At 45.7% G+C, this 1,904-nt stretch carries 3 protein-coding genes; 1 reads left to right on the forward strand and 2 read right to left on the reverse strand.

Annotated elements, in window-relative coordinates; translation table 11 throughout:
• Positions 1-239: DUF6352 family protein (locus tag B7Y67_RS16590; protein ID WP_293599574.1), on the reverse strand; the 239-nt coding region annotated here is incomplete at its 3' end.
• Positions 240-314: 75 nt separating this feature from the next.
• On the opposite strand from B7Y67_RS16590, the gene B7Y67_RS16595 reads away from it, so the two are divergent.
• A complete protein-coding gene (locus B7Y67_RS16595; protein WP_215302647.1) occupies positions 315-662 on the forward strand; it encodes an FKBP-type peptidyl-prolyl cis-trans isomerase in 348 nt (115 codons plus the stop codon).
• Positions 663-740: 78 nt separating this feature from the next.
• Here B7Y67_RS16595 and B7Y67_RS16600 read toward each other — a convergent pair whose 3' ends face one another.
• On the reverse strand, positions 741-1,724 hold the full coding sequence (locus tag B7Y67_RS16600; protein ID WP_293599575.1) for a transglycosylase SLT domain-containing protein: 984 nt from the start codon (positions 1,722-1,724) through the stop codon (positions 741-743).
• Positions 1,725-1,904 lie beyond the last annotated feature (180 nt).

The raw sequence follows: 1,904 nt of genomic DNA on the forward strand, positions 1-1,904 counted from the left end.
TGATAGTTCACCTGAATATCAGGATCTGACATCGCGGCAATTTCTTGCTCCGAAATTACTGCACGCGGGCTCTCGCTTAAACGTTGATGCAGACTTCGCTCTGCATCGCAGGATTCAGGAACGAGATTTAACTCTGGGCGCAGTAGGTAAGTACGCAGAAAATCATCTGTCACCAGTAATTGATTATCCGAGCCCACCGTCAGGGTTTGATATGCGGAATGAGGCCAGAAGTGTGTCATGTGATTGTGCTCGAACAAAAAGATTACGCTCAGAATATACTAGCCCCTCAATTTCAGCCAAAGAGGAAGAAAAACGTGAGCGAACTGCAAAAAATAGATACTGTTGTTGGTGATGGCGCGGAAGCTGTTGCCGGCAATGATGTAGACGTACATTACACCGGCTGGTTATTTGATGAGAATGCACCAGATCACAAAGGGCAGAAGTTTGATAGCTCCCTTGATCGCGGCCAATTATTCAGCTTTCCTTTAGGTGCTGGCCATGTCATTAAGGGCTGGGACCAGGGTGTACAAGGCATGAAAATCGGCGGTAAACGCACTCTGATCATCCCTTCAGAAATGGGTTACGGGCCACGTGGTGCTGGTGGTGTGATTCCCCCAAATGCGACGCTGGTCTTTGATGTGGAGCTACACGGAGTCAGTTAATTCGAAAGCTGCATCTGCAAGTAATAAGGCCACTCAATTGAACTGAGTGGCCTTATTTTTACAAAGTAAATGAGGTGCCTATGAACGCAAATCTTTACCGTTCAAAGTTAATTTACTTTGCGATGTTGGCTGGCACAAACTAATCAAACGATTTCTCTCCGCCATCACTTTATCGGTGTAGCCGCCGTCATTTTCTGCATTTGCCGCACCAACATAGTATTTCAAGCCATTACGTAATGAGCCACTGGTCGCTATCAAATACTTCAGGATGTAGGCGCCTATCCGAATATTCACCTCTGGCTTAACCGCTTCACTAACGCCGCCATACAAGGCATATTTATCTTGGTGAATAGAAGTCATCACCTGCATCAAGCCCTCAGCGCCAGCATGACTTTTACTAAGTGGGTTGAAGTTAGACTCCACTGAGATTACGGCGAGTAAAAGGACTGGATCAATATTGACTTCTTTTGCAATCAAAACAGTATTCGATACATACTCTTCAATCTTGGCGCGATCCAGCTTGTACTTTTTCTCGAAGAAGTCAGCTACTGCGCGTTGATTTTGAATCGATGTCATTAGTTTGGAATCTAGCGCCTGTGGATCTATTTTTGATGCTGGGATGCGATCCGATAGGTGAGAGATTGGCTTCACCTGCGCGTGGGCTACTGATGGCACTAGAAGGGCTACTTTTTGATGCCTAGAGCTTGTCAGGCTGCTGCTAGAGCCTGCTGAAGCCTTGTCGTAGATCACGCTGGTGATTTCTTTATCGTCCAGAGCCTTTGGAGTCTCTTCTTGGTATTGATCGAGCATTCCAAATCCGTTTTGCCAAACCATCTGGCGAGCTTCATCTGGAACCAAGATGCGAGCCATATCAAATGCACCCGCTTGAGTACCATTGCCGGAGAGCCAGAGCCCCACGATCATGAACACTGTCACGATCAATAAGCCATTGAGCACCCGATAAACTGGTGAGAGCGCGTAAGAGAACAACTTCATAGCCTTAGCGCCTAGGGGCTGGGCTAGTTGCAAGTCACTCGAATCGGCAGACAAACATTTAATCATTCATGGTCTTGCAGCACACCAAAAAATCAAACATCTGATTTATGTTGCAATGCAATAAGTTAAAAACATGTGCCATCCTAAGAAGGTTCTTATATCAAGTCAAGAATAAAGAATGGTGTTTCAATAACTTATAGGTCTTGATATACGCTTACCCCCCGGGGAAGTCCTAATTTTTGATAT

The sequence above is a fragment of the Polynucleobacter sp. 35-46-11 genome (assembly GCF_002281105.1).

What these genes read in the sequence shown, in the direction of transcription:
- B7Y67_RS16600 (WP_293599575.1), bottom strand. Translation starts at nt 1,724, where the DNA reads ATGATTAAATGTTTGTCTGCCGATTCGAGTGACTTGCAACTAGCCCAG.